This is a genomic window from Streptomyces sp. NBC_00989 (assembly GCF_045162655.1).
Classification (GTDB): domain Bacteria; phylum Actinomycetota; class Actinomycetes; order Streptomycetales; family Streptomycetaceae; genus Streptomyces.
The window spans coordinates 8,520,396-8,544,314 of record NZ_CP108728.1; the positions used below are offsets into that span (position 1 = coordinate 8,520,396).

The following is a 23,919-nucleotide window of genomic DNA, read 5'->3' on the forward strand; positions in this document are numbered from 1 at the left end:
GTAAGGCCGGCGCGTCAGGCGTAAGCACCGGCCTCCTGGCGCACGCCCCTTACAGACCAAGCAGGCCGCTGCTACAGCCGGCCCGCCTCCACGATCCGTCGCAGGAAGCGCTGTGTGCGCTCCTGCTGCGGGTCGCCGAAGATCTGCTGGGCCGTGCCGCGCTCCAGGACGACGCCTCCGTCCAGGAAGCACACCTGGTCGGCGACGTCCCGGGCGAAGCCCATCTCGTGCGTGGCCAGCACCATGGTCATGCCCTCGTCCTTCAAGTCCCGCACCACGGCGAGCACTTCACCGACCAGCTCGGGGTCGAGCGCGGCGGTGATCTCGTCGAAGAGCAGCAGCCGGGGACGTACGGCCAGGGCGCGCACGATCGCCACCCGCTGCTGCTGACCGCCGCTCAGCCGGTCAGGGTAGGCGCCCGCCTTGTCCCCGAGCCCGAGCCGCTCCAGCAGCTCACGCGCGTGTCCCTCGGCCTCCGCGCGCGAGACGCCGTGCACGCGGCGCGGGGCGAGGGTGATGTTCTCCAGGACCGTCATGTGCGGGAACAGGTTGTACGCCTGGAACACCACGCCGATACGGCGCCGTATCGCGTCCGGGTCGACGCCCGGGTCGGTGATCTCCTCGCCGTCCAGCCAGATCGCGCCGTCGTCGATGTCCTCCAGGAGGTTCGCGCACCGCAGCAGCGTCGACTTGCCGGAGCCGGAGGCGCCGATCAGCGCCGTCACGGTATGCGGAGGGACCTCCAGGTCGACGTCCCGCAGGACGACCGACGTGCCGAAGGTCTTGCGGACGGACTCCATGCGCAGCACGGGTGAGGCGGCGGAGATGTCGGCGGTGCTCATGTCGTGCCTCCCTGGGCGCGCTGCCGGTCCATCCGCGCGGTCACCCAGTCCGTGAAGCGGGTCATCGGGATGGTCAGCGCCACGAAGACGAGCCCCGCGACGATGTACGGCGTGTAGTTCAGGGCGCGCTGCGCGATGATGTCGGACGCCCGTACGGCGTCGATCGCCCCGCCGATCGACACGAGCCCGGTGTCCTTCTGGAGGGACACCAGATCGTTCAGCAAAGGCGGCACCTGCCGGCGTACGGCCTGGGGGAGCACCACGTGCCGCAGCGCCTGCCGGTTGCTCAGGCCCAGCGAGCGGGCCGCGGCGCGCTGCGAGGGGTGCACGGACTCGATGCCCGCGCGGAACACCTCGGCGACGTACGCCGAGTACGTCAGTGTCAGCGCCGCACCGCCGAGCCGCACGGGGTCGACGGTCACGCCCTGGAGGCGCAGAGCGGGCACTCCGAAGACCACGATCATCAGGTTGATGATGAGCGGCAGCCCGCGGAAGAAGTCCGTGTAGGCCGCCGCCAGCACCCGCAGGGGGAAGAATACCGGCCCGCGCAGGGTGCGCGCGATGGCTATCAACATGCCCAGGACGAGCACCAGCACGCCGCAGATCAGCAGCAGCCGGATGTTCAGCCACAGGCCGTCGAGGACCTTGGGGAACGCCTCGCGCGCGTAGTGCCCGTCGAAGAAGGTCTCCTTGGTGCGCTCCCAGCCCGGCGCGCTGACCACGACCACATACAGGACGACGGCCGTGACCAGGGTCGACACCGCGGCGATCGCGGTCGCGCGGCGGGCACGCGTGCGCTTGTGACGCTCGCGGTCCAGGCGCCGCTGCGAGGGGACGTACGCGTCGCCCCCGCCGGGCATGTCGCCCTTGTCGTCCGCGGCCTCCCGGCCCGACTCGCCCTTCACCACGGTCACTTGAGGACCGGGGCGTCGACGGCGTCGGAGAGCCACTGCTTCTCCAGCGCGGCCAGCGTGCCGTCCTTGCGGAGCGCGTCCACGGCCGACGTCACGCAGGACGTGAGGTCGCTGCCCTTGTCGAGGACGAGCCCGAACTGCTCGGGCGTGCCGCCCTGGTTCTCGAACTGGCCGACGATCTTGGCGTTGGTCACCTCGGCCGAGGTGATGTAGAAGGCGGTCGGCAGGTCCACGACGATCGCGTCGACCTGGCCGTTCTTGAGCGCGGAGACGGCCTGGTCGTTCTTGGAGAACGCGGCCTCCTGCTGCGTCGGCTTCACCACGTCGCTGATGTAGTTCAGGCTCGTGGTGCCGACCTGGGCGCCCAGCTTGAGGCCCTTCAGGCCCGCGATACTCGTCGCCTTGGCGGCCTTGCTGCCCTTGAGCGCGATGACGGCCTGACGCACGTCGTAGTAGCCGGACGAGAAGTCGACGGCCTTCTTGCGCTCGGTGCTGATCGACACCTGGTTGATGTCGAAGTCGAAGGTCTTCACGCCGGGCGCGAAGGCCTTGTTGAAGGGGACGCTCTGCCAGACGACGGCGCTCTTGTCGTAGCCGAGCTGCTTCGCCACGGCGTAGGCGACCGCCGACTCGAAGCCCTTGCCGTTGGCGGGCTTGTCGTCCTCGAACCAGGGCTCGTACGCCGGCTCGTCCGTGGCGATCGTCAGCTTGCCGGAGGTCTGGGTGGCCAACTTGCCCTTGGCGCAGGTGGCCGCGGTCGAACCGGAGGCCTGGTCGGAGGCCTTGTCCTCCGGCTGCGGAGCACAGCCGACGGCGGTGGCGAGCAGGGCGACGGTTGCGGCGGATATCGCGCGGCGCAGTACGCGAGGGGCAAGGTGCATGGCGGGAGAGTGACAGCCAAACGTCCTGTTTGTCGAGGTCACAGCCTTGAATGTCCGCATACTGGGAACGGGTGTTGCGTTCTCGTAAAAAGCGCCTGTGCGATGCCGCTCGCCGGGGCCGCCGGTCGAGGGCGGGGACCGAGGGACCGGCGGCCCGTCCGCTCAGGAGCCGTCGTCCTGAGCGGGGCTGCTTCCAGTTGACCGCGCAACCACGCGTGCCGGGAGCGAGCGTGGGACATCGGCGCGTGCGAAGGATTCACACGGGGCGCGTGCGCGGAGGCCGTGCGGGGCGCACGCGGATTGGTTCACGCCGAGAGTGCGCCCCGCGGGCCGAGTGCCGGACGCTCACCACCCGCGCGCGTGCCACTCCGGCAGGTGCGGGCGCTCCGCGCCCAGCGTCGTGTCGTTGCCGTGTCCCGGGTAGACCCAGGTCTCGTCCGGGAGAGCGTCGAAGATCTTCGTCTCGACGTCGTGGATCAGACTGGCGAACGCCTCGGGGTCCTTACGGGTGTTGCCCACGCCACCCGGGAAGCCCTAGGGTTCTGTCCCGTGAACACAAAGACGCTCCCGCGCCGTACGGTCGCCTTCCTCTACGCGCGGATCTCCGAGGACCCGCGTGATCGCCGACGCGGCGTCAACCGGCAGATGAGCGACCTGAAGACGTTCACCGAGGAGAACGCGTGGGAGGTCGGCGGCGAGTACGTCGAGAACGACGTCTCCGCCCATTCGGGTGAGGAACGCCCCGAGTACGACCGGATGATGGCAGATGCCATCGAGGCCGCTCGCGAGCCCGGTGTCCGGGTCATCGTCGTGGGCTATCACCCGTCGCGCGTCTGGCGGCGCCGTGTCGAGCGCGCCCAGGCCATCGAGGACCTGCGTCACGCGGGGTGCTGGGTTGCCTTCGAGTCGGGCGGCCTGTTCAACATGGCGAAGGCGTCCGACCGTTCGCAGCTCGCGAACCTCGGTGAGTCGGACACCGCCGAGTCCGAGGTGAAGAGTGAGCGGGTGGCGCGGGCCGCTCTGGAGCGCGCGCAGGAGGGCCGGGCGAACGGGGCCGTGTCGTACGGGTGGCGGCGCCAGTACGAGTACGACGCCCGCGGCCTGGTCTGTGGCTTCGAGGACGTCGAGGACCCGGTGCAGGCGGACGTCGTCCGTGACATCGTCACGCGTCTGCTGGCCGGGGGCAGCCTCCTCGGCATCACAGCCGACCTGAACAATCGCGGTGTACCGGCGCCCGGTGCCGGGATGCAGCTCAAGCGGCGGGCTGTCGGGCAGAACGCGGACGGGTCGCTGTGGAACAAGACCAGTGTCAAGAAGCTCGCGCTGCGGCCGGCGAACGTGGGAATCCGCGTCCGTCTGGGCGTGGAGTACGCGGCGGCGTGGCCAGCGCTCATCACGGATGAGCAGTACGCGCAGCTACGGAACCTGTTCGCGGAGCGGGCCGTCGTGCGGGAGCTGCCCGGTGCCCGGAAACACCTGCTGACGTGGGGTGAGGTCGCGACGTGCGGGCCGTGCGGGGCGGTGTTCCGGGTCGCGTCGAGGGGGAACGCGAAGCGGGGGCGGAAGCAGCCGACGTACGTGTGTGACGCGAAGGGTTGCGTCGGCCGGAACGAGGAGGCCCTCGACGGATACGTGGGGCGCATCGTCGTAGGTGTGCTGTCGCGGCCCGAGGCGGCCGACATCTTCCGGGGCGACGACTCGGCGGCCCTGGCGGCGCTCGACCGGGCCGAGGGGCTGAAGGCGCGGCAGGAGGCGGCGGCGGACGACTACGCGGACGGGGCTATCACCCGTGAGCAACTCCGGCGCATTACGGCGAAGTTGGCCAAGCAGATCACGGAGGCGCAGAGCGAGGCCCGCCGACTGCGGCCGGCATTCGACCTGGACGTATTCGACGGCCTCGTGGGACCCAAGGCCGGGGAAGCGTGGGAGGCCCTGACGGTGCCACAGAAGCGGCGGGTCCTGGACGGCTTGGGGCTGCGCTTGAAGGTGTACCCGGTGGCGCGGCGCGGTCCGGGGTTCGACGAGACCACCATCGCCCTTCAGTGGGCGCGCACGGGCGGCTGAGCCGGGCAAGAAACCACTCAGTCGTCGTGGTTGCCGTGCTGGTCGAACTCGACCGGCTCGCCGGTGCTGACCTCGTGCAACTTCCCGTCCTGGCCGCGCTGGTAGTACCCGCGGCCTCCGGAGTCCTCGAAGTGCGCTGCCCGGCTGGCCGGTGACCGGTTGTAGTTCCGGATGCCGAGAGGCCGGGCGTAGCGCTGGAAGTCGGCGTTCGCGGTCCCGTCGTCGTGCTCGGGGACGGTGAGCGGGCGTCGGCCCTCGGCCCACGCCCACACGATCGTTGCGTCGACCCTGCCCACGCCGCTCAGGTCGATGCTCCCTGATCCCTGGTGGGGGAGTAGCAGGGCGTTCGGGTTCACGCCGAGTACTGCGGCGAGGGCGGTCAGGTCGTCGACGTCGATACGCCGGACGTTCTTGGGCGGCTCGGTGCCGGCCTCGGGGGTCCGCCCGTTCTCGATCTTGTTGAGAGCGTCGGCGCTGAGGTGGTGCCCGCGCCGCTTGAGTTCGGCAGAGAGCGCCCGGAGGCTCAGCCCCCGGGCCTCGCGCAGCCTGCGGAGATTGTCCGCGACGGCCCGGGAGGTCGGGCCGAGATCCATGGGTCCAGTCGACATAACCTCGACAGTAGCTGTCGAGATTTCCGAGACGCGCGCGTGGGTTGTTGCGACAGAGGAAGATCACCACTAGTGTCGCCGACGTTCCGACACTTACCGCACTTACCGCGTTGAGTGTCTCGATTACGTCGACAGGAGTCTCGAAAATGTCGCAGCTCCCCGCGCCTCAGGCGCTCCGGACCGACGAGTGGATGACGCCGCGCGAGGTATCGACGGCGACGCACTACGCCCTCCAGACCCTCGCGAACAACCGCTCCCTCGGGATCGGCCTGCCGTACATCAAGCTCCCGACCGGCCGCATCTGGTACCGGCGCGCGGACGTCGAGGCCCTCCTCAGCGGGGCGGCCGCCGCGTGAACACCGACCCCGACGGCTGGTGCTCACCGGTCGCAGGCCAGGACGTGGAGGCGTTCATCGCCGAGTTCGTCGCGTCCCGGCCCCCGCTCACCGGAGCGGAGATCACCGAGCTGCGCACCGTCTTCCGCCCCGTCCTGGCCGAGGCCGAGCACCGGGCGGTCACCGAGGCGAGCACCGATGCCGCCTAACCGCCACCAGACATGCGAAAGGCCCGGCTCCCTCTCACAGTCGCCGGGCCTCTCTCAGCACCCCACAGGAGCGCCTTCTGTGCGCAACACCCTAGCGGGCCCCGAAGCCCACTCGAACCGTAACGCCAACAATCCGGGCTGGTTTTGGGCCGCCGGTACGCATCAGGCCCGTACAACTCACGTTGACCGCGTGGGAAGCCGTACGAGCCCTCGTACCTACGAGGTCATCATGCCCGTCCAGTCCACCGCCGGCACCGACGCTTCCCGCGTCCTGATCCTCGCCGGGGGCGCTCGATGATGCCCTCAACCACACACCGCGTCGCCCGCTGGATGGCGGCCCAAGGGTGGTACGTCCACCCGCTCGCCCCGGGGACGAAGATCCCGCCGGGCAACTGCCCGCGCTGCTCGCCGAAGAACGCGCAGTACATCCCGCACGCAACCGACGAGTGCCGATGCATCGAGGCGGGCGGATACTGCCACGGTGTGCGGGCCGCGACCACGGACACCGACCGCATTGACCGGTGGTGGACGGCCGAGCCCCGGTTCGGTGTCGGCGTCGCCTGCGGGCCGTCCGGCCTGGTGATCCTTGACGTCGACGACCACGCCGACACCGAGGCCCCGGCGAACGGCGACTACCTGCCCGGTGTCGAGCTCGCCGAGGACGTCACGGCGTCCGCGTTCGGTAGCGGATGGGACACGATCGCCGCACTGTGCGAGGTGCGGAACGCCCCGCTCCCGTGGGTCGACCCGCCGACGTTGACCGTGCTCACCGCCGGGGGCGGACTGCAAGCGTGGTTCCGCGTCGAGGACGCCGACCGGTGGCACCCGGGCGCGGGACAGCTCGGGTGGCAACTCGACCTCCGGGCGGGCCGGTCGTACGGCATCGCACCGGGCACCGTGACCGCCGCCGGGGAGTACCGGGCGCAAGGGGACTGCCGGACCGTGGCGCAGCTCCCCGCGTGGCTCGACGCCGACCTACGGCGCACCCGGCACTACCGGGAGCCCGAGCCCGAGCGGCCGAGGCGCAGCGCCCGGCAGATGCTCGCCGCGATCCAGCGGCCGAAGGGACCGGCGTACGTCGAGGCCGCGGTGCGGGCCGAGGTCGAGCAGACCGCGAACGCGGCCTCGGGGACCAGGAACGCGACGCTCTACAGCTCGGCCCGCTCTCTCGGCCGGTTCGTCCCGGCCGGGCACCTCTCCGAGGCCGAGGTCGAGGAGTGCCTCATGGCGGCGGCCCGTGCCGCCGGCCTTTCCGAGGGCGAGGCACAGTCAGCGATCCGCTCGGGCGTCCGCGCCGCGATCACCAAGGGAGCGACGGCATGACCACTACTCCCGAGATCGACCGCGAGAAGCTCCTCGCCGGGCTCTACGCGTACGCCGACGCCCAGGACGCGCAGGCTGCCGAGGTGACCGACGAGCCCGAGGTCGAGGTCGAGCCTGTGGTCGAGGCCGAGCTCGTCGGCGAGCCCGAGGCCGCGCCTGTCCCCGAGCAGACCCGTAAGGCGGCCGCTCCGCACGGTGAGGGGGCGAAGCCTGCGGCTGGTAAGGGCAAGGGCCGGGGGAGTCTGCAAGGCGCCGTAGCGGCCTCTGACGCCTTCCTGGTCGAGCAGATCGCGAGCGAGTGCCTCGCGGGCCGGTTCTGCTGGTCGCCTCACCTGGGATGGATGCGGTGGGACGACCGGGTATGGGCGCACGCCGACGACGCGACCGTGCGGGATGAGGTGCGGCGGTACCTCGCCGAGTGGGTCATCGGACAGATCACCAGGCCGACGGCCGGGGTCGGGTACGAGGATCTCCTCAAGCTCCTCACCAAGGGGCGCATCGGCGGACTCACCGACTTGGCCCGTGGCCTCGACGACGTGCTCGTCAACGGCCAGGACTTCGACGCCGACCCCGACGTCATCACCGTCGAGAACGGCATCGTGGACCTGCGGACCAGCGCCCTCATGCCGCACGACCCGGGCCGGTACCTCACGCGGTACGTACCGACCCGGTTCGTCCCCGGAGCGCAGCACGCGGACGTTGACGCGATGCTGTCCGCCGTCGCCCCCGACGTCGCCGACTGGCTACAGCTGCGGATGGGGCAGGGGATCACCGGCCACGTGCCGGACGACGACCTGATGCTGTTGCTGCACGGCGACGGGAAGAACGGTAAGTCGAGCCTGGTCGACGGGCTTTGCCTCGCCCTCGGCGGGCGGACCGACACGGGCGCGATGACGTTCCTCGACGACAGCGTTCTGTGCGGCGACCGCGACGCGAAAGAGGAGCGGATGGCTCTCAAGGGCGCCCGCCTCGCGTTCGCCGAGGAGCTCCCCGAGGGGCGCCGGCTGAATGTGACGCAGCTCAAAAAGGCGGTCGGCACGGCGGTGATGAAGGCTCGTCACCTGTACCAGCGCGAGGTGTTGTGGGAGACCTCGCACACCCTGTTCATCACCACGAACTACCGGCCGACCGTGGCTGAGACGGACCACGGCACGTGGCGCCGCCTCGCCCTGGTGCCGTTCCCGTACACGTTCGTCCGGGAGCCCGCGGCCGACTTCGAGCGACAGGGCGACAGCGGCCTCAAGCGGCGACTTGCCGGGCAGGCGCAGCGCGAGGCCGTCCTCGCGTGGCTGATTGCCGGGGCCCGCCGTTGGTACGCGACCGACCGGTCGATGCCCGACCACCCGGCCGCCGTACAGGAAGCAACCCACCGGTGGCGGGCCGAGTCGGACGTCATCATGCGCTACTGGGGCGAGCGCCTGGTCGCCGACTACGACTCGCACGTCATGTCCAAGGAGCTCATGGAGGACCTGAACAAGTTCCTCGGCGAGATCGGGCAACAGTCGTGGAGCCAGAAGACGGCGGCCGACCGGTTCGGGGCGCACGAGGAGACCAAGACCCGCAAGGTCGAAAAGGCGCTCATCCGCCACAGGGACGGGCTCTCTCGGCCGACGACGGATGTCGGGCACGGGTGGGTCACGGCCCGGCCCGAGCCGCCTGCGCGGTACCACGCATGGGTCGGTGTTCGATTCGCCGGTGACGCTGATCTGACCCTCTGAGCTACTCCTCGACCGACCCCCGACGGGACCTCCCGACGGGGGTCGAGTGCTGTCCGGGGCCGGTGGGGTGGCACGGGTGGCACGGCACTTAGGAAACTTCCCACTGTGTAGATATGAGAGAAAGTTTCCAACCACCCGTGCCACCCGTACCACCCCCTTCTGACCTGCGGTAACGCTCAGTCAAGCCCGCCGGTCCGATCCCCTCGGCACGGCTACCGTGGCGCAAGGTGTGCAAGGCATTGGTGAGGCTCGGGAGAACTCCGCCATGATCTGTGCGTACGGCGACCAGGCGACCGCCTCGTGGCCGGAAACGCGACAGTGCCCACGCCCAATCCCCGGGCGGGGGCAGTGCTTTGGTGCCAGGCGGTCAGTTGCCTCCCCGCGGCTCGGGGTACACAAAGCCCTCGGGCTGCTGGTGTCCCTTGGTGACGAGCGTGTGTGTCACGGCCAGCACCTCGTCCTCTGCGTCGTACTGGATCGTCTGGTACACCATCACCGGCATGCTGACGGTGGGTGGAAGGCCGAAGTCCTCGCACTCGAACCAGGCGAGCATCCGGGCGGTCAGGATGCGCTCCAGCCGGACGCACCCCGGAATCGTGGGGGCCACGAGCGCTAGAGCCACATCCGGTGAGACGCGCGGCGGCGGGATCGGGAGGCCGAGCCCAGGCGCGAGCCTCCGCACTGCTGTGCTCACGACGGCCACCGGGTCACCCAAGCTGGTCAGGTCGAACCATTCACCTCGCCGGTTGTGTTCCCGGAACTCCTTGTGAAGGGCTTGTTCGAGTTCACGATTGCCCTCGCACGTCCACAGCACCGACAGCGTCAGCGGCAAGCCGGTCTGCATCGTGCGGACCCGCCTGTTCACGTCTGTCGTGGTGCCGATCTTGACCAGGTCCAGGCTCTCGGCACCCATGAGGTAGACGACCTCGGTCGGCCCCTGCTGGTCTGTGGTCATGCCTCTCCCGTTGCTGAGAAACGACGCGCGGCCCCTCGCCGAAGCCAGGGGCCGCGCGGATCAATAAGGGGTGCCTCAGGTCAGCGGGACGCCGTACCGCAATGTCCAGCCGGGACCGAGGACGTGACGGGTGACCTCGACAACCCGGTCGTCCTCGGTGCGCCCGACGTGCGTGATCGTCAGCAGCAGCGCGCCCGCCTCGACCCCGAGGGCCTCTGCCTGCTCCGCCGTGGCCGGCACCTGCGCGACGTCCTCGACGACCTCCGCCTGAGCCAGGCCCGCGTCAGCCATGCGCGAGATGATCCCGCCCTCGCCCGTGTCGGGCTGCGCAACCTTGGGCGCAGCCTCCGCCACGAACCCCGGGATGAACGTGTCGGCGAGCTGCACCAGGCGCTCGCCGTCGAACATCCGGCGCTGCCGGACGACGACCTCGCCGGCATCCCCGAGGATCTCCGCCAGGTCAGCCGGAGCCTTACCGCGGCTGATCTGAGTCTCGCCCCGGGGAGCGCCCCCGGCCCTCTTCGTCTCCGCCTCGAACGCCCCACGGGCGCCCCCTTCAGCACGCTGCCGGTAGCGGCTCCGGGCGTCGCGGGTGATCGTCCCGTCTGTGCCGATGGTGTTGGTGGGCATGTCGCTCCTTGCTTGATGGTGGGTCAGTGATGGGCGGGACGGACGCTATTCGGCGTCCAGCTCCCACGTGTACGAGAACCGCCAGATCGTGACCGGCATGACGTGCACGGCCACCTCGACTACCCGGCCCTCAGCCGTCGACGCGTGGTGAACCAGCTCGTACACCGGCCGGTCCTCCGGGATGTTCAGCGCCTCCGCCTCGGCCGGGGTCGGAAAGCGGACCTCGATCGCCTCGCGGACACGCCGCTGGGCAAAGCCGAGGTCAGCAAGGCGGGACTTGCTCCCGCCCTCGCCGGGGTCGTCATCCTCGATCGGGGAACCGCCCACGACGTCCAGCGGGAACCAACTGGTGGCGAGCTGTACGACGAAGCCCTCGTCGCTGTTCGCCTCGTCGCGGCCGGCCTTCATCTCGCGATGCCGACAGAGGGCCTTTGCCGAGTGGTGAATGCCGAGCGCTGCCGCGACTTCGCGCGGCGGACGCTCACGGCGGACACCGGTCGGCGTCTTCTTGTAGACGAGCCCGAGCCGGTTGAGCTCTGCCTCGAAAGCGCCGCGCGCGCCACCCTCTGCTCTGGCCGCAGGCTGGTACCTGCCGGTGCCGTCGCGGGTGATCTTGCCCAGGAAGGGCGTCACGAAGGAGCCCTTGCCCATGCGCGTGACGACGAGGCCGTCACGTTCCAGCACGCGGTAGACCTCGCGCGTCGTCATGAACGCGACGCCCTCGGATGCCTGGAGGTCAGCCGAACTCGGCAGCCGCGCACCAGGCGGGTAGTGCCCGCTTTCGATCTTCGCTCGGAGGTCAGCGGCGATCCGCTCGACCTTTCCCGGCTCCTTCCTCGCCACGGCCCTCTGTCCCTTCGGTCGTGGTGGTCAATCCCTGTCTGGGGGCCAAGCATGACATAGCTAGATAGGTTCCGAAAGCCGCGCTGTTCGAACGGTGTGGCACGCCGGAAAAGCCCAGCTCAGAGGCCCGACCGGAACGCACCTATCTAGATGGGTTGACACCCTCCGGACTCCGTGGCTTAATCGACCTCGCACCAACCTATCTAGATAGGAAGGCGGGTGCGTGACGCCCGGAGGGCAGCGCGTGACGGCGGCCTCAAGGAAGCGGCAGTTCGTTGAGAACTTCACATGGGACATACCGGGGCATCCCGCAGCGGAGACCAGCACGATCGGCGACCGCTCCAACGGGCCCCCCGGACAGGCACCGGCGACAAGCCGCAGGCCCTGCCCGACGTGACCAGCAAGCAACTTCCCTACCGGCCCCCGCAGTTGAGGGGCCCGTAGCCCTGCCCGCCCCCAGCAGCATCGGGGGCCGGCCTTTCGCGTCGGGTGAGACAAGGGCAGACATCGCACCCACGGCGACCCAGTCGTCGACGTCCAGCACACCGCGCGTCGCGTGTGTGCAGGGCGTCGTCCACTCGGTACCCGAAGCCAGTCACTCCGCAGCGAAGGAGCACCACGCATGGCCATTGGCATCCGCGTCGTCGGTCTCGGCAACATCCGCACCGCCCGCACCGAGCCCGGAACCGTCGTCGACGTCGAGGACGGGCCGCTTGACCACCCCGAGGACGTGCGCCACGTGAAGGTGGCGTGGGACTCGGGTGACACCACCTGGGTCAGCGCGGACGGCGTGACGCCCGCGAAGTGACCTGATCGACCCCACAGACACCCACGGTCCGGGATGGCGCCCAGGACCGTGGGGGAGCGGCCCCCGGCAATCCAGTCGGGGGCCGTCGACATGCGCCAGGAGGAACCGCATGATCTGCCTCGTCAGCACCCGCAAGCTGAAGAGCCTGGAAGGGTCCGTCACGGACCTGCACGACCGGGCCAGCACCCACAAGATCCGCGCCGACATCGCCGAGGACCGGGTCGCCCGCGCCCTGGCCGTGCTCGACGAGCGGGGCGTCCCCGCCGATGACCCGCTCCGCCTGATCCTCACCGGCGACGACGTACGGCACCTCCCGACGCTGGCGGAGCCGAAGCGGTGAAGGCAGGGACGCCCGCTGAGGGCGCCTCGTTGCTCACCATGCGGATCAGCCGGGACGGCGGGGCGTCGTACGAGGCCCCGGCCACCCTCGCCGTCCCGCACCAGTGGGCGGACGAGAACCGCGACCCGCTCGCCGACCTGCTGAACAGGGGGTGGCCGCCGTGCCGCTGCCCCCGGCACCGCGAGGCCGGCAGTCCCCCGACCTCATGACGACGGCCCCCGGAGGCGTTAGCGCGCCTTGCTCCGGGGGCCGTCGAGTGCGCCATCCCCGAACCGAATCAATGACCCAGGAGCACGCAATGACCGACCGTACCAGCGCCGCACAGTCCGTTCCCACCGACAGCGACCCGAACCCGGACGAGGCCCTGCGCCGCGTGCGGGTCGCCGACGAGCAGATCCGCCGGGCGCGTGAGGGCCGATGACCATGAACCTCCCCGGACCCCGCACCCCCGACCCCGAGCCCGGCCCCGGTCGTACCGTCCCCGGCCCCCGGCAGCCCGATCAGACGGCCCCGGCCGACTGGATCGATGACCTCGCCCACAGCGCGCTGATCGGCTTCACCGCCGATCGGCTGCGCCGGGCCCGTACCGCTGCTGCCGCCGCCGAGGACGCCACGGTGCAGCTCGCCTACGGCGTCCTCGCCCTCGACCTCGCGGCGGCTGGACAGTGACCGACACGGTGCACACCGGAGGACGGGCCGCGCGGCCCGTCCTCACGGCCCCGACGTTCCGGGTCGTCCTGCCCGTCGACGAGCAGACCGGTACCCGCGTGATCGCCGAGATCCCCCCGGCCGAAGACGTCCCCCCGGGCTACCCGCCTCAGGTCGCCGTCTGGTTCCAGGGGAGCGACACCGACATGGACGCGGCCGCCCTCGACGTGTTCCTCGCCGACCTCGACCGCTTCCGCGACGGGCTCAGGGCGCTCCGTCTCCTGATGGCCACCGTGTGGCCCAACACCCCGGAAGGGCCCCGCCCATGACCCGCCGCCTCCCGGAGCACCTGACCCGCCACCAGGCGGTGTTCCTGGCGCTCCTCCTCCTGCACGCCGTGTTCTGGCTCGTGATCTCGCTGATCCAGCCGTCCCTACAGGTCTTGCTGATCTGCCTGACCAGCTTCGCGACCGTGCTCGCCACCATGGCGCTCCTGCTGTCCGCCAGCGAGGCGAGCGGGAAGCGCCGGCAGCGGTGGCGCTGCGCCGACTGCGACGTCTGGAACGCCCCCGGCGAGGACGGCAGTTCCGCCAACGCGCCGTGCATGTGCTGCGGTGGCACCCGCCGCCAGGACGCACCCTGACCGACCCCACCGAGACCGACGGAGGTACCCCGTGAAGCTCGCGGTCCTCACACCCGCGCAGCTCCGATCCATCGAGCGGACCCTGTCCGCCGGAACCTGGACGATCACCTTCGGCGCCGTCCTGTTCAGCGTCCTGACCGTGACCCCGCTCGTACAGCGGGTCACCTCGCAGGCGTGGGACTGGACGGCCCCGATCCTGCCGATCGTCGTCGACGCCGCGGTGGTCATCGTCGTCCGCCTGGACGCCACGGTGTCCCGCCTGGGAGAGAAGGGCGGCCGGTGGCCTGACGCACTGCGCTGGCTCACCGGAGTGTTCACGCTCGCCCTGAATATCGGGGACAGCGCGCTCAAGGGCGACCTCGTCGGCGTGGCCGTTCACGCAGTCGCTCCGATGCTCCTGATCTTCACGGCGGAAGCCGCCCTCTCCTACCGCCGCGCGATCACCCGGGCCCTCGACCGCATCGCTCGCGAACAGGCCGACGAGGTCGCCCGCGAACGCCGCGAACGGGAGACCCGCGAACAGCGCGAACGGTCCGACCGTGAGGCCCGCGAACAGCGCGAGCGGGAAGACCGCGAACAGGAACGGGCCGCCCGCGAACACCAGGAGCGCGAGGCCCGCGAACACGAGCTACGGAAGGAGCGCGAACAGCGGGACGACGCCCGCGAACAGCGCGAGTGGGAGGCGTCCCAGGAACGCGAGCGGGCCGACCGTGAGGAGCGCCTGCGCCGCGAACACGAAGACCGGCAGCGCCGCGAACAGGAGGAACGCGAGGCCCGCGTGCGGCAGGAGCGGGAGGCAAAGGAGCGCCTGGCCCGCGAGGAGCAGGAGCGCGAGAGGCAGGAGCGGGAACGGGTACGGCAGGAGAAGCTGGCCCGCCGCGAACACCCGGGTGGTGTTCGCGAGACGGCCGCCCCGGGTGTTCGCGAACAGCGGCGTCCGCAGCCCGCCCGCCCGTCCGCGAACACCCCGACGGACAAGCTCCCGGAGGCCGAGGCGCTCGCCGCCGTGGCCTCCGGGGTCACCGCCGGGACGGGTGTTCGCGAACTCTCCCGGATCACCGGTTGGTCCGTCGCGTGGGTGTCCGAGCGAGCTCGGGAAGCACGCGAACAGCCCGGCCGCGAACACCCCGACAGCGATGCCGGCGAACAGTCCGAGCAGTCCCCCCAGCTCGTCGGCACGGGCGTCCAGTGACGCCCTGCACGGACTGATCGCGAACACCACCGCAACACCGAGGGGCGGCCCGCCGACCGGGCCGCCCCTCGCCGTGTGCCCGCGTGATCCCGCTGTCGTTCCCGGCTCGCTCCTCGCGGCCGGGCGCGGTCGCGGGACCACCCGCCCATGCCCCCCACCGGAACCGAATCATCACGACGGAGGACCCCGTGACCGAGCTGCACCGGCACCACGCCGCGCCCCCGGCCCACCCCACCAACCCGCTGGACTTCGACTTCGACGAGCTGCTCGACCTCGACGTCCTCACGCAGTTCACGCTGAAGAGGCAGCGCGCCTACACCGCCGACGAGGCGGTCTTTCAGTCGATGCTGGCTACCTTCCAGAAGCACTACCGGTCGCAGGTGATCACCGGCGACGGCAGCCGTTCCGCCGCCCGCCGGTCCCGCCGGATGGAGCGGCACATCAAGGCCCTGATCACGATGGCCGTGAAGTCGGGACAGCGGATGGAGTCGCTGCGGACCAGCGTCACCAGCCATGAGGCGCTTATCAACGCGCTGCCGGCGCAGCGCGAGGCGAAGGCGCTGCGCCGGTCCGGCCGCCGCGCGGCCGTCGTGCAGATGACGACGAAGAGCCTGCACAAGTCGGCGACCTCATTCGCCCCGGCCCCGCAGGACGGCACGGCCGCCATCGGCCAGGACACGGCCACCCGCGCCCCGGCCGCGCGCGGCATCACCGACCTGTGGGACCAGCAGCAGCGGAGGGGCGCGTGAACCACCCGCTGACACCGGAGCAGCGCCGTTACCAGAACCGGACCGAGCATTTGCAGACCCGCCAGAACGCAAATCTGGCGCGGGGTCCGAAGGGCATCGCTGCCGTCTGGTGGGACCAGGCGCGAGCCGTCGCGACCCGCGCAGAGCGGGAGGGCGACGCGAGCGTGTGGGACCGCCTGGCGCTCGCCCTGACGAACTGGTGCGACCAGGAAGACCAGCGGCCGACCGTCACCCAGGGTGACGGTTAATCATCATCATCATCACCGGGCCGACAGCCTCGCGTGCGCATAATGCGGGCGCACATGCGGGCGCACGGGCGCGCGAGGCTGGCAGCCCGGTGACTTCCTGTCAAGGAGACCCGCCCATGGCAGACAACCAGAACGTCATCCCGATCAGGCCCCGCAGCACCGCACCGCCCGGCCTGCCCCCGCTCCCTCCCCCGCCCAACCCGGCCCCGGCACCCCCCGCCCCGCCGCCCGGCACCGGGGCGGCGTCCATTCTCGGCAGCAACGCACCGACCGCCGCCGCCGACCTCGCCTCACTCCGGTCGACGCTCAGGCTTCCCCCCGCACCGCAGGCCCCCGCGCCGGTACCGGCGACGTTCCGCGCCGACGGCCTGGACGACGACGAGGGCGAGGAGATCGGCATGGGCACACTCGGGCTGGCCGCGATCCTCGCCATGGCGCTGGCCGCGCTCAGGGGAACTGCCGGCGCCATAACCGACTGGCGGCAGCGGCGTATGGAGCAGGCGGCGGAGGCCGCGCCGCTGAGGGCCGCCCGGCTCCGCCTGGCCGAAGCCGAGACGCGCGCCGCGCACGGATCGACCGGCGGCGGGGGAGGCGGCGGTCGGGTGCCGTCGAGCGCGGAATACGGCCGTCGCTCTCTCGGCAGGACAGGAGGGGGCAGCGGCGGCGGGAGCGGGAGCGGAGGCGGCGGCGGCCGTCGAGGAGGAGGGAGCAGCGGCGGGAGTGGGGGAGGAGGACGCGGAAGCGGCGGTCCCTCGTCGTCCCCGCTGAGCCGCTCTCTCGCCGGTACCGGCGGCGGCTCCCGGAACACCTCGCCGTCCGGGTCGGGGTCCGGCGGCACAGGGCCGGGCCGTAAGAAGAACGGCAAGGGCGGCGGGACAGGCCCCGGCTCCGGGACGTCGTCCGGGAAGGGCTCCGGCGGCGGCTCGTCGGGCAGCGGCTCGGGCGGGTCCTCGTCGGGCGGGAAGTCCGGCGGTAAGAGCGGCGGCGGCTCCTCGGGCGGGAGCGGTTCAGGCGGCGGCTCGTCGGGCGGGAAGTCCGGGGGGAAGCGCGGCAAGGGTGGCACAGGGTCGTCCGGCGGCGGCTCGGGTAGCGGGTCCTCGTCGGGCGGATCGTCCGGCAGCGGATCGTCCGGGTCGTCTTCAGGCGGCTCCGGGTCCGGGTCTTCCGGGTCCTCGTCGGGCGGCGGCCCGAAGCGGATCACGCTCACGAAGGCGATGGCCGACCAGGCCACGGCCCGCGCACAGCAGCGGCTCGACGCCCGCCGCGCGAACCCCGCCCCGCCTGTCGTCCACCGCCCGCCGACCACACCCGGCACCGGCACGACCCCGACCACACCCGGCACCGGCACGACCCCGACCACACCCGGCACCGGCACGGCACCACCCACGACGCCCGGCACCGGCACGGGCAAGGGAGCGCCGACCACACCCGGCACCGGCACGGGGACGGGGACGGCACCCACGACGCCCGGCACGGGCACCGGGACAAGCCCGGGGGCACCGACCGGCACGACGGGCACGGGAACCGCCACCGCGCCCTCTGGCGGCCCCACAGCGGCACCGCCCACCGGAACCCCCGGCGCTACCGTCCCGGGCTCCACACCGCCGGGCAGCGGCTCGCCGACGGCACCGCCGCCGACAGCACCCGGCTACGGCCCGACGACGGCACCGCCGCCGGGGACACCGGGCGCCACCGCCCCGGGGCCGACCTGGCCGGGCGGGCCGGGCGGGCCGGGAACGTCCGCCGGCAGTACCGGCACGGACTGGGACAGCCGTACCGGCGCCGACTGGGATTTCTGGGCGCCGCCGGTCGGCTCCACCGCGTGGGACGACCTCTTCGCCGCCACCGTCGACGCCCGGGTCACCTGGTCCGTCGAACGGATCACCCCGGACCAGAGCACCGAACCGGTGTGGGTGCCGGTCACCGCCACGGCGGTCGGTGCGCGCCGCGCCCCGGCCGCCCTCGCCCCTGCCTCTTCCGGGGGCGGGACAGCCACGATGACGAAGGAGGCGCGCGTGAGCGCACCAGCACTTTTCCCCATGCCGAGCACGGGCGGAGCTGACCCTGAGCACCTGACAGAGGTCACCCTCGACGACGTCCTGAAGACGCTCGCGGAGTCCAAGACGGACTGTTTCGCGACGTCCGACGAGTGCACCGTCCTGGCGGGCAAGGCCGTCGAGCTGCGCGACTCCCTGCGCCTCCTGGCCGCCGAGCTCGCGCAGCGGCACAACGTCATCGGCCGCATGACGTCGGCCGCCATGAACCGGCTCGCGGAGTCCATGGATCTCCTGGCCCGCAAGTCGGAGGAGATGAAGACGGAGTCCATCAAGGCGGCGGAGGCCGTGGAGACCGCGCACGACGAGATGCACGACGCGTACAAGCCCGTCCAGCAGGCCACCGCGGACGCGGGCCTGGTCATGCCGTCCGCCCGTATCCACAACGAGGACTGATCCCCTTGAGCGAACTCGTACCGCGCCCCGCCAACCTGCCCGCGACGACGGGCAAGCCGAGCTTTACCCGCCTCGCCGCCCGCATGGTCGCCCTGACCACGGCCGCCCTCGCGCTGAAAGAGGGCCTGTGGTCGCTGAAGCGGCGCATGGAGAGCGACGCCGAAAAGGCCGACCGGCTCGCCGACATGTGCACCGAGGCCGAGGTCGAACCGCAGTACACCGCCCTGATCACCGAGGCCGGGACCGCGCTGCGCGCCGTCGCGAACGCCTCCGGTGAACTCGCGGCCGCCGCCGACACGGTCCAGACGAACTCTCAGGGCCTGCACGACGCCCATCAGGGCGAGTACCGGGGCGTGTACGAGGCGGTCAACGCCTCCGGGGTGCAGCAGGCCAAACCGGGCTTCTACCGCACCCGCTGACCCCTCGCCCGACACCCGCCCCACGGGGCCCGGCCACTCACGGCCGGGCCCCTTCCCGTTCCCCGGAGGACCCACCCGTGACCGCCGAGATCGTCACCCCCGCCACCGTCCCGGCCGACGACACCCGGCCGCCCCTCACCCCGACCGCCGCCCGGCACCTCGCCACCGTCGAGCGCATCGCGTACGGCGCTGCCGGCATCGCCGCCGCCATCGGCCCGACCACTGACCTGTGGGAGCTGCACGCCGCCGCCCTCGGTACCGGGGCCGGGGTCCTGTGCCGCCTGTGGGCCCGCGCAGCCGGGCAGAACAGCGCCGGTCTCCTCACCGCCTCGTACAAGGCACTCCCCGCCCTCGGGCTGTCCGCCGCGTACGGCGTCGGCCTCGCCGTCCCCGGCACGACCTGGTGGGAGATCGCGGCCGCCGTAGCCGTCGCCACCGCGTCCGCCGTGGCCGTACCGCTCACCCGCTCGCGAGGCCTGCGCCGGGCCGCCGACAACCTGCCGGCACTCATCCCGCCGGAGACCCCCGAGCCCGCGCAGCAGAACGGGTACACGGGCGACCTCGCCCGGCACTGGGCTGCCTCGCCACTGACCGGGACGACCGTGCTCGCCCACATCGTCCAGTACCACCCGGGCCGCCCCGACTTCGAGGCCGTGATCCTCGCGCAGCCCGGCGAGGCCGTACCCGGCAGCATCGACCGCCGCGCGGTCGCAGCCATCTACGACGTCCCCGAGGAAGCCGTACGGCTCGCCCCGGTCCCCGGGCACGGACCCGGCCGGGTGGCCCTGTGCGTGGCACCCGCCGAGTTCCTCGCCCGGCAGCAGCACCAGGCGCCCGGCGACCACCTCGCCGGGCTGTGGGAGGCGAAGGTGTCCGGACCCAAGGGCATCGCCCCGGGCGTCCGCCTGATCGACCACCGCATCGAGCCGGACCGCATCGTGATGCGCGTCGAGGCGCCTGAGGACGCACTGCTGAGGCTGGACCGGCGCACCCTCACGCGGGTCCTCGGGGTCGACGATCCCGAGCTACTGATGGTGGAGACGGACGGCATCGCTCAGGCCGTCCTCACCCTGTACCGGGAGCACCCGCTCCTCAATGTCCGGGAGGCTACGGAGGCCGACCTCCGCATGGACAAGCACGGCCGTATCGCGGTCGGCATGCGTCACGACGGAAGGCCGGCACGCTGGCCGCTGTACGACACCGAGCTTGGCGCCCTGACCGACCTCCTGGTCGGCGCCCCCGGGTCGGGCAAGTCCGTGACCCTGCTGACCCTGATCGCCGCCGAGCGCATCAATCAGATCGTCTCTGTGGTCGCGGACGCGCAGGACGGTATGAGCCTCCCCGAGGCGGAGGGCAGGGTGTTCCACTTCGGGGCCGGGCAGGCGGAGGCGGCCGCGACTCTCGCCGCGTACACCGCCGTCGCCTCGTACCGACAGGAGGTGAGCGCAGAGAACGGCTGGGGGTCGTTCACCATCGGCAAGCCGTGGCGCCTGGCGATCCTGACCATGGACGAGATCAACCGCATGCTCGCCGTCGACTCCGGGCTCCCCAAGGACTTCCGCAAGTGGGTGGCCGGGATGCTCGGGGCCGGACAGATCACCTGGCGCAAGGTCGGCATGGGTGTCCGGATCGCCGGACAGTCGATCCACCTGTCCGACCTCGGGGACTCCGAGAAGATCCGCGCCAACGCGAAGAACGGCAGCGTCTGGCTCGGCAGGGTGAACAGCTCGATGACGCGCAGCATGGCGTCCGACATGTCGTCGGGCACCGTCGAGATCACTCCCATCCCGAAGTACTTCGGGGTGACCGGCGCGGCCGAGCTGGACGCCGCATGGACCGGCGACGAGGCGCCCACCGGCCCCGTCACCGCCGGTACGGCCTGGCTGATCCAGTCGGGACAGCCGTACCTCTCGCGGGTCTGGTGGGCCGTGAAGGAAAACCGGACGTACCCGGGCCTGATCAACCTCATGGAGTCCGTATCCGTGCCCGGTTTCACACCGCCCGAGGCCGACGTCTTCCGCCGCGCGTACGACGAGGCGCTGATGATCGCCGTGGAGCTGCTCGCCGGTGAGGAAGCCGCGGGGAGCACAGTGGCCACCGCACCCGCCCGACGGACCGCGCAGGCCCCGGCCGCCGACGAGACGGCCGCCCCGGGCCCGTCACGGGTACCGGCCCCGCCGGTCACCGCGCGCACGCTCCCGGACCTGGTCCTCGACGCCCTCGCGGGCGGACAGCTCCGCACCCGGGAGATCCGGCAGGCGGTAGGCGCCGGCAGTGACGGCGGCCCGTCCTCCGGGTCCGTCGACAACGCGTTGCAGCAGCTCCAGGACAAGGGCCTCGTCGTCCGCGTCGCTCACGGTGTGTGGGCCCGCGCACAGCAGTCCTGACCCAACCCCGCCCCACCGAAGGAGCAGACGATGGCCGACATCACCCAGGAGCGCATGGACCAGGAGGCGGACTACTTCGCCAACGTCGCCGCGCCCCGGTCCGACGAGGCGGCGGCGGACGGCGAACGGGTCGCCGCCGACGAGACCCGCAGCGACCACACCAGGGCCTGCGCCGCCCGCGCCGCCGAGATCGCACGGGGCAACGCGACGGAGTACCGGGCGATTGCCGCGGCCCTCCGTGAGGGCGAGATCCCCGACTGCCTCGACCTCGAAGCGCTCACCGACTGACCCCGCCCAACACCCCGACCACAACGCCCCGGAGACGGTTCTCCGGGGCGTTCGCCGTACCCACGCACCCGGAGGAACCCGCCATGGACAACGCCAGCCGTAAGCCCGTACAGCCGCTTTCCGAGGAGGCCGCCGAACAGGAGGCCCGCCGCATCCTGGACGCCTGGAAGCCGGACGAGCCCGCCAAGCCCCTCACCGCCACCTCGTTCCGCGACGACAGCAAGGTCCCGAAGATCGGCGACACGCCCCACGTTCCGCAGCCCGACAGCCGGATCGTCCCCCGGTGGGCGGCCGCGACCGCCGTCGTCTCCATCGCGGTCGGCGCCGGATCGACCGGCCTGGGATGCGCGGCCTGGCTGTTCTTCCGTGGCCTGTCTATGGTGTCCGTCCCCAGCTTGCAGACGCTCGTGCTCGTCGTCCTGTCGCCGTTCGTCGGGGCCGCCCTACTCGCCGTCGCGGTCGGTGCGGCCCTGTCCAAGGTGAAGGCCGGCCGCACCGTGAACGTCTTCAAGGGCTCGGTCGACATCACGCACAAGACCGAGGTGCGCAGCGAGACGCGCGGTGTCCTGACCCGGACCCGGAACGTGATCAACCCGTCGTAGCCCGGTCCGCCTGCCCGGTCCTCAGCGCGCCTCACGTGGGGCGTCCCGAGGGCCTCGCAGGCCGACCGGCCGAAACCGGATCACGACACCGAGAGAAGACGCTCATGGCTCTACACCGCGCCGTCGGATGCGACACCGACGGATGCCTTGCTCTATACCTCGCTGTACCCCAGAGCGGCATGGACGCCGCCCTGTTCGCCGCCCGCCGGGTCGGATGGGACGTCAGCACGTCCGGCCTCGCCACGCGCTGCCCCGCCTGCCACAACGGCGGCCTGGTCGTGCACGAGCGCGGCAACTGCCCCGTGTGCATGGGGTCCACCTACGACGGCCGGAACGGCGAGGTCTGCCACCACTGCGGGCACATGACGCCCCACCCGGCCGACGAGGACGGCGACGAACTCGCGGTCGTCGACGAGGACCAGGCGCACGACGTAGTCCACGACCAGGAGGACGACGGGCAGCTCGCGGCCGCCGTCCACGAGGGGAGCGCCGGACGATGAAGACACCCCGCAGGGTCACGGTGCCGGCGGAAGTGTTCGGCGCGATCGGCCACGCGCTGGAACTCAACCTCGTCGACGCCCACCGCCGCCACGGCGCGGCCTTCGCCACGGACTACGACCCCTACCCGGACGTCGTGGCTGCGCTGAAGTGGGCGCACGCCACCGACGAGGAGGCCGCCCGGACGTTAGTCCAGGACGCCCTGACGAACGCGGCCGCCGTCGACGACGGCCCGACCCTAGAACGCGCCACGCTCGCCCTGACGCACGGCCTGACGCAGCCTGTGGGCCGTTCCGGCGCGTGGACGACCGCCCTCGCAGAGCGGTTCATCTGCGCCGCCCTGATCGCCTCCTGGGGGCCGCGCCCCGACGACTCCGCGCAGGAGGGCGGCCGGTGAGCAACCCGCTCGAAGGGCGCCTGATCACGCCCGCCGACATGTCGCACGTGGTGCCCTTCTCCGTCGACGAGGACGACCACGAGTTCGTGGCCGTCGACGAGCACCAGGAGCCGGATGTCGACCACCGCCAGGCAGGCGGCGACGTCTTCACCGTTCTGCACTCCCAGGGGAGCGTCCAATTGTGACGAAGCAGCCGACCGTGTCCGTCCCGTCGGAGGTCGTCGGCGCGATCCGTCGCGCGTTGCACCTCGACCTCGTCGACGCCCACCGCCGACACGGGGCGTCCACCAGCGCGGAGTACGACCTGCACCCGGACGTCGTCGCCGCCGTGAAGTGGGTGCACGGTCTGGACGACCGGGCCGCCCTCGACCTGGTCCAGGAGGCGCTGACGAGCGCGACCGCCGTCGTCGACGGCCCGTCGCTCGTACGTGCCACGCTCGCCCTGTCCCACGGCCTTACGCAGTCTTCGGGGCAGTCCGGGCGGTGGACGAGCGAGTACGCGGACCGGTTCGTCTCCGCCGTCCTGGTCGCGTCCTGGCCTCGCCGCCCCGCGGACTCCACACCGAAGGGATCGCCAGCATGAGCGAGTCGGTCAGCGGCAGCATCGGTCCGCAGGATCTGTCCCACGCGATGCTCATCGCCGTCCTGATGTCGCAGGGCGGATCGGTCACCCTCCCGCCCGGGTCGTTCGCCCCCGACGCTCTCGGAGGTCTGGACGGCAGTTGGCACGCCGTGGCGATGGAACCCCAGCCGAACGGCACGGTGCGCCTGTCCGTCCGGCCTCGCCCCGACGTCGACGGCTCCGGCTTGCGGGGCGAGTGACCTTCGCCGCCTACGACCAGGCCCCCGTCAGCTCTTCGCCAATGAGGTGGCTGACGGGGGTCTTTCGCGTTCCAGAGGGCACCGGAAAGCTTGACGTCTCATCACC

Annotated in this window: 32 protein-coding genes and 1 pseudogene; 25 read left to right on the forward strand and 8 right to left on the reverse strand. The window is 71.5% G+C overall.

Features of this window, described 5'->3' with window-relative positions; all coding sequences use genetic code 11:
• Positions 1–71: 71 nt before the first annotated feature.
• From OG714_RS38130 to OG714_RS38145, 4 genes and pseudogenes are all read right to left on the reverse strand, one after another.
• Positions 72–842, reverse strand: coding sequence for an amino acid ABC transporter ATP-binding protein (locus OG714_RS38130; RefSeq protein WP_406127964.1), 771 nt, complete (start codon positions 840–842; stop codon positions 72–74).
• A complete protein-coding gene (locus tag OG714_RS38135) occupies positions 839–1,756 on the reverse strand; it encodes an amino acid ABC transporter permease (RefSeq protein WP_406127966.1) in 918 nt (305 codons plus the stop codon). Before OG714_RS38135 ends, OG714_RS38130 begins: the two co-directional genes overlap by 4 nt.
• A complete protein-coding gene (locus OG714_RS38140; protein WP_406127967.1) occupies positions 1,753–2,637 on the reverse strand; it encodes an ABC transporter substrate-binding protein in 885 nt (294 codons plus the stop codon). The genes OG714_RS38135 and OG714_RS38140 overlap by 4 nt, the downstream gene beginning before the upstream one ends.
• A gap of 345 nt (positions 2,638–2,982) precedes the next feature.
• Positions 2,983–3,168: pseudogene (locus OG714_RS38145) on the reverse strand (MBL fold metallo-hydrolase); the annotation flags it as partial.
• Between the two features lie 18 nt (positions 3,169–3,186).
• Between OG714_RS38145 and OG714_RS38150 the strand changes: the two are divergent.
• A complete protein-coding gene (locus OG714_RS38150) occupies positions 3,187–4,701 on the forward strand; it encodes a recombinase family protein (protein ID WP_406127969.1) in 1,515 nt (504 codons plus the stop codon).
• 17 nt (positions 4,702–4,718) lie between these two features.
• On the opposite strand, the gene OG714_RS38155 is transcribed toward OG714_RS38150, so the two are convergent.
• The gene (locus OG714_RS38155) at positions 4,719–5,309 is read right to left on the reverse strand and encodes a helix-turn-helix domain-containing protein (protein WP_406127971.1); all 591 of its coding nucleotides are present in this window, start codon (positions 5,307–5,309) and stop codon (positions 4,719–4,721) included.
• 146 nt (positions 5,310–5,455) lie between these two features.
• On the opposite strand from OG714_RS38155, the gene OG714_RS38160 reads away from it, so the two are divergent.
• The 4 genes from OG714_RS38160 to OG714_RS38175 all read left to right on the forward strand — a co-directional run bounded on the left by OG714_RS38160 (position 5,456) and on the right by OG714_RS38175 (position 8,894).
• Positions 5,456–5,665 carry a hypothetical protein gene (locus OG714_RS38160; RefSeq protein WP_406127972.1) on the forward strand — a complete coding sequence of 70 codons (210 nt, stop codon included), beginning with the start codon at positions 5,456–5,458 and terminating at the stop codon, positions 5,663–5,665.
• Complete coding sequence (locus OG714_RS38165; protein WP_406127974.1) at positions 5,662–5,853, forward strand: hypothetical protein; 192 nt, start codon at positions 5,662–5,664, stop codon at positions 5,851–5,853. The genes OG714_RS38160 and OG714_RS38165 overlap by 4 nt, the downstream gene beginning before the upstream one ends.
• 297 nt (positions 5,854–6,150) lie before the next feature.
• On the forward strand, positions 6,151–7,176 hold the full coding sequence (locus tag OG714_RS38170) for a bifunctional DNA primase/polymerase (RefSeq protein WP_406127975.1): 1,026 nt from the start codon (positions 6,151–6,153) through the stop codon (positions 7,174–7,176).
• A complete protein-coding gene (locus OG714_RS38175) occupies positions 7,173–8,894 on the forward strand; it encodes a phage/plasmid primase, P4 family (RefSeq protein WP_406127977.1) in 1,722 nt (573 codons plus the stop codon). The genes OG714_RS38170 and OG714_RS38175 overlap by 4 nt, the downstream gene beginning before the upstream one ends.
• Positions 8,895–9,261: 367 nt before the next feature.
• On the opposite strand, the gene OG714_RS38180 is transcribed toward OG714_RS38175, so the two are convergent.
• The 3 genes from OG714_RS38180 to OG714_RS38190 all read right to left on the reverse strand — a co-directional run bounded on the left by OG714_RS38180 (position 9,262) and on the right by OG714_RS38190 (position 11,322).
• Complete coding sequence (locus OG714_RS38180; RefSeq protein WP_406127978.1) at positions 9,262–9,849, reverse strand: GIY-YIG nuclease family protein; 588 nt, start codon at positions 9,847–9,849, stop codon at positions 9,262–9,264.
• Positions 9,850–9,924: 75 nt separating this feature from the next.
• A complete protein-coding gene (locus OG714_RS38185) occupies positions 9,925–10,479 on the reverse strand; it encodes a UTRA domain-containing protein (RefSeq protein ID WP_406127980.1) in 555 nt (184 codons plus the stop codon).
• Between the two features lie 45 nt (positions 10,480–10,524).
• Positions 10,525–11,322 carry a GntR family transcriptional regulator gene (locus tag OG714_RS38190; RefSeq protein ID WP_406127982.1) on the reverse strand — a complete coding sequence of 266 codons (798 nt, stop codon included), beginning with the start codon at positions 11,320–11,322 and terminating at the stop codon, positions 10,525–10,527.
• Between the two features lie 622 nt (positions 11,323–11,944).
• Between OG714_RS38190 and OG714_RS38195 the strand changes: the two genes are divergently transcribed.
• From OG714_RS38195 to OG714_RS38290, 20 genes are all read left to right on the forward strand, one after another.
• Positions 11,945–12,130 (forward strand): hypothetical protein, encoded by a 186-nt coding sequence (locus OG714_RS38195; RefSeq protein ID WP_406127983.1) that lies wholly within the window; start codon positions 11,945–11,947, stop codon positions 12,128–12,130.
• A 109-nt stretch (positions 12,131–12,239) separates the two neighbouring features.
• Positions 12,240–12,470, forward strand: coding sequence for a hypothetical protein (locus tag OG714_RS38200; protein WP_406127985.1), 231 nt, complete (start codon positions 12,240–12,242; stop codon positions 12,468–12,470).
• Positions 12,467–12,679, forward strand: coding sequence for a hypothetical protein (locus OG714_RS38205; RefSeq protein ID WP_406127986.1), 213 nt, complete (start codon positions 12,467–12,469; stop codon positions 12,677–12,679). The genes OG714_RS38200 and OG714_RS38205 overlap by 4 nt, the downstream gene beginning before the upstream one ends.
• A gap of 89 nt (positions 12,680–12,768) precedes the next feature.
• Complete coding sequence (locus tag OG714_RS38210) at positions 12,769–12,891, forward strand: hypothetical protein (protein ID WP_406127988.1); 123 nt, start codon at positions 12,769–12,771, stop codon at positions 12,889–12,891.
• A complete protein-coding gene (locus OG714_RS38215) occupies positions 12,888–13,139 on the forward strand; it encodes a hypothetical protein (protein WP_406127989.1) in 252 nt (83 codons plus the stop codon). The genes OG714_RS38210 and OG714_RS38215 overlap by 4 nt, the downstream gene beginning before the upstream one ends.
• Positions 13,136–13,447, forward strand: coding sequence for a hypothetical protein (locus OG714_RS38220; RefSeq protein ID WP_406127991.1), 312 nt, complete (start codon positions 13,136–13,138; stop codon positions 13,445–13,447). The genes OG714_RS38215 and OG714_RS38220 overlap by 4 nt, the downstream gene beginning before the upstream one ends.
• On the forward strand, positions 13,444–13,761 hold the full coding sequence (locus OG714_RS38225) for a hypothetical protein (protein WP_406127993.1): 318 nt from the start codon (positions 13,444–13,446) through the stop codon (positions 13,759–13,761). Before OG714_RS38220 ends, OG714_RS38225 begins: the two co-directional genes overlap by 4 nt.
• Before the next feature lie 31 nt (positions 13,762–13,792).
• Entirely contained in the window at positions 13,793–14,953 is a 1,161-nt protein-coding gene (locus OG714_RS38230; protein ID WP_406127994.1) for a DUF2637 domain-containing protein, read from the forward strand.
• Positions 14,954–15,141: 188 nt separating this feature from the next.
• A complete protein-coding gene (locus OG714_RS38235; protein WP_406127996.1) occupies positions 15,142–15,702 on the forward strand; it encodes a hypothetical protein in 561 nt (186 codons plus the stop codon).
• On the forward strand, positions 15,699–15,950 hold the full coding sequence (locus tag OG714_RS38240; protein WP_406127997.1) for a hypothetical protein: 252 nt from the start codon (positions 15,699–15,701) through the stop codon (positions 15,948–15,950). Before OG714_RS38235 ends, OG714_RS38240 begins: the two co-directional genes overlap by 4 nt.
• A gap of 116 nt (positions 15,951–16,066) precedes the next feature.
• Positions 16,067–18,400, forward strand: coding sequence for a hypothetical protein (locus OG714_RS38245; protein WP_406127998.1), 2,334 nt, complete (start codon positions 16,067–16,069; stop codon positions 18,398–18,400).
• 5 nt (positions 18,401–18,405) lie between these two features.
• Complete coding sequence (locus tag OG714_RS38250) at positions 18,406–18,819, forward strand: conjugal transfer protein TraB (protein ID WP_406127999.1); 414 nt, start codon at positions 18,406–18,408, stop codon at positions 18,817–18,819.
• Between the two features lie 77 nt (positions 18,820–18,896).
• Positions 18,897–21,206, forward strand: coding sequence for a hypothetical protein (locus OG714_RS38255; protein ID WP_406128000.1), 2,310 nt, complete (start codon positions 18,897–18,899; stop codon positions 21,204–21,206).
• Positions 21,207–21,236: 30 nt separating this feature from the next.
• Entirely contained in the window at positions 21,237–21,494 is a 258-nt protein-coding gene (locus tag OG714_RS38260) for a hypothetical protein (RefSeq protein ID WP_406128001.1), read from the forward strand.
• 83 nt (positions 21,495–21,577) lie between these two features.
• The gene (locus tag OG714_RS38265) at positions 21,578–22,096 is read left to right on the forward strand and encodes a hypothetical protein (protein ID WP_406128003.1); all 519 of its coding nucleotides are present in this window, start codon (positions 21,578–21,580) and stop codon (positions 22,094–22,096) included.
• Between the two features lie 179 nt (positions 22,097–22,275).
• Entirely contained in the window at positions 22,276–22,596 is a 321-nt protein-coding gene (locus OG714_RS38270; RefSeq protein WP_406128004.1) for a hypothetical protein, read from the forward strand.
• A complete protein-coding gene (locus OG714_RS38275) occupies positions 22,593–22,991 on the forward strand; it encodes a hypothetical protein (protein WP_406128005.1) in 399 nt (132 codons plus the stop codon). The genes OG714_RS38270 and OG714_RS38275 overlap by 4 nt, the downstream gene beginning before the upstream one ends.
• The gene (locus OG714_RS38280; RefSeq protein WP_406128007.1) at positions 22,988–23,176 is read left to right on the forward strand and encodes a hypothetical protein; all 189 of its coding nucleotides are present in this window, start codon (positions 22,988–22,990) and stop codon (positions 23,174–23,176) included. The genes OG714_RS38275 and OG714_RS38280 overlap by 4 nt, the downstream gene beginning before the upstream one ends.
• The gene (locus OG714_RS38285; protein WP_406128008.1) at positions 23,173–23,574 is read left to right on the forward strand and encodes a hypothetical protein; all 402 of its coding nucleotides are present in this window, start codon (positions 23,173–23,175) and stop codon (positions 23,572–23,574) included. Before OG714_RS38280 ends, OG714_RS38285 begins: the two co-directional genes overlap by 4 nt.
• Positions 23,571–23,813 carry a pRL2-19 gene (locus OG714_RS38290; protein ID WP_406128010.1) on the forward strand — a complete coding sequence of 81 codons (243 nt, stop codon included), beginning with the start codon at positions 23,571–23,573 and terminating at the stop codon, positions 23,811–23,813. Before OG714_RS38285 ends, OG714_RS38290 begins: the two co-directional genes overlap by 4 nt.
• The last annotated feature ends 106 nt before the right edge of the window (positions 23,814–23,919 follow it).